This is a genomic window from Ligilactobacillus pabuli (genome assembly GCF_022836475.1).
In the GTDB taxonomy this organism is placed as follows: Bacteria; Bacillota; Bacilli; order Lactobacillales; family Lactobacillaceae; genus Ligilactobacillus; species Ligilactobacillus pabuli.
Window position 1 is genome coordinate 64,896 of record NZ_BQXH01000014.1, and the last position, 7,006, is coordinate 71,901.

At 40.0% G+C, this 7,006-nt stretch carries 6 protein-coding genes; all 6 read right to left on the reverse strand.

Annotation, left to right across the window (positions count from 1 at the left end; translation table 11 throughout):
* Positions 1–40: 40 nt before the first annotated feature.
* The 6 genes from yfmH to LPAF129_RS07870 all read right to left on the reverse strand — a co-directional run bounded on the left by yfmH (position 41) and on the right by LPAF129_RS07870 (position 6,601).
* Positions 41–1,342, reverse strand: coding sequence for an EF-P 5-aminopentanol modification-associated protein YfmH (gene yfmH, locus LPAF129_RS07845; RefSeq protein ID WP_244055803.1), 1,302 nt, complete (start codon positions 1,340–1,342; stop codon positions 41–43).
* The gene (gene yfmF, locus LPAF129_RS07850) at positions 1,339–2,586 is read right to left on the reverse strand and encodes an EF-P 5-aminopentanol modification-associated protein YfmF (protein ID WP_244055812.1); all 1,248 of its coding nucleotides are present in this window, start codon (positions 2,584–2,586) and stop codon (positions 1,339–1,341) included. The genes yfmH and yfmF overlap by 4 nt, the downstream gene beginning before the upstream one ends.
* Positions 2,587–2,804: 218 nt before the next feature.
* The gene (locus LPAF129_RS07855; RefSeq protein WP_244055804.1) at positions 2,805–3,875 is read right to left on the reverse strand and encodes an ABC transporter substrate-binding protein; all 1,071 of its coding nucleotides are present in this window, start codon (positions 3,873–3,875) and stop codon (positions 2,805–2,807) included.
* 3 nt (positions 3,876–3,878) lie between these two features.
* Positions 3,879–4,697 carry an ABC transporter permease gene (locus tag LPAF129_RS07860; protein WP_244055805.1) on the reverse strand — a complete coding sequence of 273 codons (819 nt, stop codon included), beginning with the start codon at positions 4,695–4,697 and terminating at the stop codon, positions 3,879–3,881.
* Between the two features lie 2 nt (positions 4,698–4,699).
* Positions 4,700–5,500, reverse strand: a complete 801-nt coding sequence (locus tag LPAF129_RS07865; RefSeq protein ID WP_244055806.1) for an ABC transporter permease — start codon at positions 5,498–5,500, stop codon at positions 4,700–4,702.
* 12 nt (positions 5,501–5,512) lie between these two features.
* Positions 5,513–6,601, reverse strand: a complete 1,089-nt coding sequence (locus tag LPAF129_RS07870) for an ABC transporter ATP-binding protein (RefSeq protein ID WP_244055807.1) — start codon at positions 6,599–6,601, stop codon at positions 5,513–5,515.
* Positions 6,602–7,006 lie beyond the last annotated feature (405 nt).

Here is a 7,006-nt window from a genome sequence, read left to right on the forward strand (position 1 = left end):
CATTAATCTCCTTCTGACTCATTACAAAAATTAGTTTGCTTTACTTTGTCACCGGCAAGATCCGAAAGGTACTGAAGACTTGCGGCGCTAACAAGGAATCCACGGCAGCTATTACATCTGCCAACGAAATCTTTTGCACTTCTACAGCATAATCAAAGACGGTGGCGTGGTCAAATAACCGGCCCTCATAACCGTTCGCAATACTTTCTAACGAGTTTTGAGCTTGAATATACTGCCCTAAAAATTCCTTTTTGGCCAACGCCAATTCGGCGGCTGACCCTTCCAGGATCTGATGGGCTTCACGTAAGGTCTGCTTGACTTCACTTTCCATTTCTGCATACGAAACGGTATCTGCTGAAATAACCGCAAAATGAAAACCGCGTTCCATCTCCAGTTCATAGTTAAAGGAATCATCAACTATTCCGACTTGGAACATTTTTTGAAATAGTGGTGACGATTCACCGAATAAGAGATATAACCCTAATTCTAGATTCAGCTTATATTTTAATCCGGCCCGTCCTTTAGGAACTGGCTGCATCCCTTTGATGCCGATCATTGACTTTGGTCGAGTCACATTCATTTTCTTTTCAGAGAAAGTCACAACATCTTGACCTGAAGCTGTCAAAAATGTATTTAACGTCACGTCTTGTATTGGAGCTGGAATGGTCTTAGCTGCCTGATTAGCGTCAATCACTTCACTAATTTCTGCCAAATCAAAGCCGCCGACCACAAAGAGGTCCATGTTAGCCGGTTGGTAAAACTGACGGTAACAATCATATAAAACCGTCGCATCGATTTGAGCAATCGTTTCCTTTGTTCCCGCGATATCAACACTTACCGGGTCTTTGGGATATAAGTTACGCAGCATTCCAAAAAACAGCTGCCAATCTGTATCGTCATCATACATCGAAATTTCTTCACCGATAATGCCTTTTTCCTTTTCAACCGTTTGTGGAGAAAAATATGGCTCTTGGACAAAATCTAAGAGCGTTTGCAGGCAAGCTTTAACATTGGCTGTCGTTGAAAACAAAAAACTGGTTTTGGTAAAACTAGTAAATGCATTCGCATCCGCACCATATTCACCAAATAAGTCAAAAGCATCGTGGTCTTCTTTTTCAAATAATTTATGTTCCAAAAAGTGTGCTGTTCCAGCTGGAACAGTGCACAACTTTCCCTGCACATTATAATATTTGGTATCCAAAGAACCATAGTTAGTGGTCATGACCGCATAAGTCTTATGGAAATTTTCACGGGGCAGCAAATTCACCGTTAATCCGTTGGCCAGAGTTGTCCGGTATAAATTTTCATTAAATTGCGGGTAGGCTATTTTTTGTAAATTCATTGGCCGCCTCCATCTAAAAAGTACACTGCTTGTAAATGAGCTAAACCAGCAACCTCTGCAATTTGTTTTGCAGTCACTTCCTGGACTCCTGCCACCCAATCTGCTTCAGTTGTGACGACTCCCGTTAGACTAGCACCTAACCCGCGACTTAAAGCGGTATTTTGGCTATCTGAACGTCCAGTGTAAGAATTGATCATGCCAATTTTAATTTTCTTTAACTGCCCTTCATCAATTTGTCCAGCTTGCAGCTGTTTTAACTGTTCAGCAATCACTGCTAAAACCTGGTCTTTGTTTTCAGACTGAATCCCAGTTTGAACCCACATTTCTTGCCGGAAAAAGTCCATGTCACTTTCGGCGTAATAGGCTAAACTATTTTTCTCGCGCACATTTTGGAATAATAATGATAATGCCGAACCGCCAAACAGTTCATTAAAGACCATCGCTGCAAATCGAGTCGGCGATTTAAAATCTATCGGGAAACTATAAGCCAAGTTAAGTTTACTTTGACTGACTGCTTCTCGATCATTTTTCACGTTCACCGCCTGTAATTCAGCTTGCGAATAAAACAGGTCTAACTGCTTGCTTGGGCGTGGTGTAAACGGCAAATCGCTTAAGGCTTGGACCATTTCATCTGTCGCAATATCGCCAGAGACCACAATATTGATTTGATCATTAGCCAACATCTGATGGTAGTATGCCGCCATCTTAGTTGCAGTCAGACTTGGAACATCCGTCACCCTGCCGACCGTCGGAATTTTTTGTGATTGATCATAAAAATAGAGCGAATTCATGCGTGATAAAGCTTGGTGCTGTTTATTATCATCTAGTGACGACAAAAAAGCAGTTAAATTTTGTTTTTGAATGTTAAAAATTTCTTCATCAAAATGGTCTGCCACAATTTGCGGGGCAAAAATCATTTCCCGTAAAAAATCGCAGGTTTCTTGTAACAAATTAGTTGACCCGGCCAAGTAATTATCGTTAACAACATTAATAATAAAATTCAGGCCATAAACATTACCATACCGACTTACTGAGGTCCCAAAACTAGCACCATATAATTCAGATAACTTCAAAGCAACTGCTCGCTGCGTCGTGAAGTGTACACTAGTGCTTTCTAATAGATCTGCCAGTAATGTCCGGGCAGTAATTTCACTTGGATCAGTAATATTGGTGGTAAAAGACACCAAGATCCGATTAGTTTTATATTTTTTGGTTGGTTTAAGCGTTAAATTCACGCCATCCATAATTTTCACTGACTACTTTTCTCCCTTAATTTAAAAAAATACTAACCTATATTGTAGCAGAACCAACCTTGAATGTACATTATCATTGGTCTAGCAACGTTTTCAATTTCATTAAGATTTAGTCCTTTGTGCCGCGATTAAAAAAGTCAAACGCTCAATTGCGCCTGCCTGACAACAGTATTTGCCGTAAAACTAGCTAATTAAGTTAATCGACTGTCCTATTTTTTAATTTTTAAGGTCAAATATAAATCATTATATTCTTGTACCTTTTTTTGCCCTAAATCCTGATACACTTCCATTTTCCGCAGTTGTGCCTGACTAGGATAAAAAGCCTGGTTCTGTCTGATCTTAGCCGGTAATAACTTTAATGCCGCCTGATTAGGGGTGGAATAACCAATATATCGAGCATTCCTGGCTGCATTTTCTGGACGTAACATAAAGTTAATGAAGGCATAGGCTCCCTTTTTATTTTGAGCAGAACGTGGGATCACCAGGTTATCAAACCAAACGTTAGTCCCTTCTTGTGGGATCACATAGTGGAGGTGGGAATTTTCCGCTAACATTTCTGATGCCTCACCCGAATATTCAACCGCAACGCGACCTTCTTCATCAGCCAGATACATTTTAATTTCATCCGCTGCGATAGCTTTAATATTTGGCTTCAGCTGACGTAATTTTGCACTGGCCTCAAGCAGTTTAGCTTGGTCAGTTGTGTTTTGTGAATAACCGAGCGTTAGTAAACCAACTCCCAAATATTCTCGCGCACCATCGATAAACATGAGCTGATTCCGAAATTTCTGATCCCACAATTTACTCCAATGGTCGACGTCTGTTTTTTGGTAAAACTTATCATTATAGATAATTCCTAATGTTCCCCAAAAATAAGGAATTGAGTACTGATTGTGCGGGTCAAAAGACCGGTTCAAATATGCCGGCCCAATATTAGCCAAACCTTTAATTTTATCAGCTGACAGCTTAGTCACTAAGTGCTCTTTGATCATTTTCTGTGTCATATAATCACTAGGAACTGTGATATCATACGAGGTCCCACCCTGCTTAATTTTGGTATACATGGCTTCATTGGAATCGAAAGTATCGTAGTTAACTTTATACCCAGTTTCTTTTTCAAACTTAGTGATCAAATCGGGGGCCAAGTAATCGCCCCAGTTATAGATATTGACCGTTTCAGCTCCAGACATTCCCGTCTGTTTCTTTAATTGTAGAACTCCCGCAAATAAAACAGCAATGATCACGAGTACACCTAGAAATAAAGTTTGTAATTTTTTCATAGTTTAGCCTCGTTTCTTGCGTTTTTTTCTAGAACTACTACCATCTTGACTGATCCAATAGTAGCCAGCAACTAAGACTAGCGCGAAGACAAAGACTAGTGTACTTAAGGCATTAACTTCTAAGCTGACTCCTTGACGAGCCCGCGAGTAAATTTCAACTGATAGCGTCGTAAAGCCTCCGCCGGTCACAAAAAAAGTGACCGCAAAATCATCTAGCGAGTAAGTGAATGCCATAAAATAACCGGCAATAATTCCAGGTGTCAAATACGGTAAAATCACATTAGTTAATGTTTGCCAATAGTTAGCCCCCAAATCTTGCGCAGCAAAAATCAGTGATTCATTCATCTTTTCTAGCTGAGGTAAGATCATCAAGACCACGATCGGTACCGAAAAGGCCACGTGTGATAATAACACAGTTAAGAAGCCCAAATTAAAACCCGAGATCACCTTGCCCAAGACAGTAAATAAAATCAAGAAACTAGCACCAATGATCACATCGGGCGAAACTAGTAACAAGTTATTTGCAGCCAATAAGGCATTTTTGGTCACCTTTTTTTTGGTGTAGCGGATCCACAGGGTTCCACAAATCCCGACCAAGGTGGCCAGTAATGCAGACAAAAATGCCAGCAAAAAAGTTTCCAATAAGATCAATAACAACCGACTGTCACTAAATAATTCTTGAAAATGAACTAGAGAAAAACCGGTAAACTTGTTCATCGTTTGTCCAGCGTTAAAAGAAAAGCCAATCAAATAGAAGATCGGGAGGTATAAGACAATAAACATCACAGTTAAATAAAGTGTCGCGATTTTATTTTTCTTCATCTTTAACTACCGCCCTTTCTTTGCCGAGTCAAGCCCATGACCAAGAGCATGATAATGATTAAAACAACGCCGATCGTGGCTCCCATTCCCCAGTTTTGCGTGACTAAGAAATGTTCTTCAATGGCTGTCCCCAAGGTGATCACATGATTACCGCCAATCAAACGGGTCAGCATAAACAGTGATAACGACGGAATGAAAATGGCTTGGATCCCACTTTTTACCCCACTCAAAGATAGCGGCCAAATAATTTTGGTAAATGTTTGCCACTTATTTGCGCCTAGGTCATAACTCGCAAAAATTAGTGATGAGTCAATTTCTACTAGTGAATTGTAAATTGGTAAAATCATAAATGGCAATTCAATATATGCTGACACAAAAACAAAACTAAAGTTAGTAAATAAGATCTGGCGCGCAGGAATCCCGAAGAGTCCTAAAAATTGGTTGACCCCGCCATGGATCCCAAAAATTCCAATAAAGGCATAGGCTTTCAATAACAAACTGATCCAGGTCGGTAAGATGACCAGCATCAGCCATAAATCACGGTGTTTTAAATGGGTTAGGCAATAGGCCATCGGATACCCAAATAACAAAGTACATAATGTGATCAATAAGGCATACCAAAACGAACTCAATGTTAGTAACAAATAATTACTGGAAGAAAAGAAATCCTGGTAGTTGGTCAGGGTCAAATGACCATTAATATCCATTAGAGAATATCCCACGATCAAAGCAATCGGCGCAAACACAAAGAACATCAGCCACAAAGCATATGGGACTGCAAAAAGAGAGCGCATTTTTTGCATCAGTCAGACCTCCTATTCATCGTAACTTTCCAAGCGTGCGTCAAATTCAGCTTCAGACTCATTTAACCGCATCACATGAATATTTTCGGGCATAAAGGTCAAACCGATCCACTGCCCTGGCACCGACTTTTTGGTCGAGTGCACGATCCATTCGTTACCTTCTTGGTCGAAACAGTCAATTTCATAGTGAACTCCCAAAAAGAGTTGTGCTTCGACTTTAACCTGTAATTTACCAGTCGCCACATCTGTTAGTTCCAGATCTTCTGGTCGTAAAACCACTTCAACTGCTTCATTCGGACGCATCCCGCCGTCGACACACTCAAACTGATGTCCTGTAAATTCTACCAGTTCATCCTCTAGCATGGTTGCTTTGACAATATTGCTGGCGCCAATAAAATCAGCGACATAGTGGTTGATTGGTTCATCATAAATATCGACCGGTGAACCACTTTGCACAATTTTGCCATCATTTAAAATAAAAATTTCATCACTCATTGCGAGTGCTTCTTCTTGGTCATGAGTCACGAAAATAAAAGTAATGCCTAAATTTCGTTGTAATTCACGCAGATCATATTGCATATCTGACCGTAATTTATGATCTAAAGCCGATAGTGGTTCATCTAACAATAACACCATGGGTTCATTGACGATCGCCCGAGCCAAAGCAACCCGCTGTTTTTGACCGCCAGACATCTCGCTGATCCCTCGTTTTTCAAAACCAGGAAGCTGCACTAGTTTTAAGGCTTTGGTCACTTTTTGTTTGATTTCTTTAGCCGGCACTTTCTTAATTTTCAAACCAAAAGCAATATTTTCAAAAACATTCATATTAGGAAATAAAGCATAGTCCTGAAAAACAGTATTGATTTCTCGTTGATTAGCAGGAACATCAGTAATTTTTTGTCCTTTAAATAGGATTTCCCCACTGGTGGGTTGCAAAAAACCGGCGACCATTTTTAAAATCGTCGTTTTGCCGCACCCAGATGGTCCCAATAAGGTATAAAATTTACCCTCTTCGATTTCAAAATTCAAATTTTCTAACACATTCACATCATTGTCATAGGTTTTAGTAATATTTTTAAAAGAAATTAGTGGTTCTTTCATTATGGAACTCCCCCTTAAAGTATACAGAGCGGAGAAACTCGGGAGAAGACAAGCACTAGTGAGATCGGGCAGGATAGCGCGGTTTAGGCGCTGTGATGCTCGAACTGGCTAGGCGGAATCTTCTGAGCTTCGGAGCTCGACTAAATAACAGAGCGCAGTCACTCGTTTAACTCTCGCTTTTTAGTCCTAGCTTCGATCTGTTTATTAGTTAAATTTACAAAATCTTTATCTATAATACACTCTTTCAGCCCACTTTCCTACAAAAATTTAGCTAATTTCAGTGAAAAAAATATGGGACTTTGTCAAATAGTGTTGATGGTCCTTGGAACTCTATCTTAAAGGTGGAGTTCTTTTTTTATACTTTGATAGCTAGTTTAAAGTGCTGGTGTGTGTGGCTGGGGCCAG

Bases quoted from the DNA above. Each gene is read 5' to 3' on its own strand.
- yfmH (WP_244055803.1), bottom strand. From the start codon at position 1,342: ATGAATTTACAAAAAATAGCCTACCCGCAATTTAATGAAAATTTATAC.
- yfmF (WP_244055812.1), bottom strand. From the start codon at position 2,586: ATGGATGGCGTGAATTTAACGCTTAAACCAACCAAAAAATATAAAACT.
- LPAF129_RS07855 (WP_244055804.1), bottom strand. From the start codon at position 3,875: ATGAAAAAATTACAAACTTTATTTCTAGGTGTACTCGTGATCATTGCT.
- LPAF129_RS07860 (WP_244055805.1), bottom strand. From the start codon at position 4,697: ATGAAGAAAAATAAAATCGCGACACTTTATTTAACTGTGATGTTTATT.
- LPAF129_RS07865 (WP_244055806.1), bottom strand. From the start codon at position 5,500: ATGCAAAAAATGCGCTCTCTTTTTGCAGTCCCATATGCTTTGTGGCTG.
- LPAF129_RS07870 (WP_244055807.1), bottom strand. From the start codon at position 6,601: ATGAAAGAACCACTAATTTCTTTTAAAAATATTACTAAAACCTATGAC.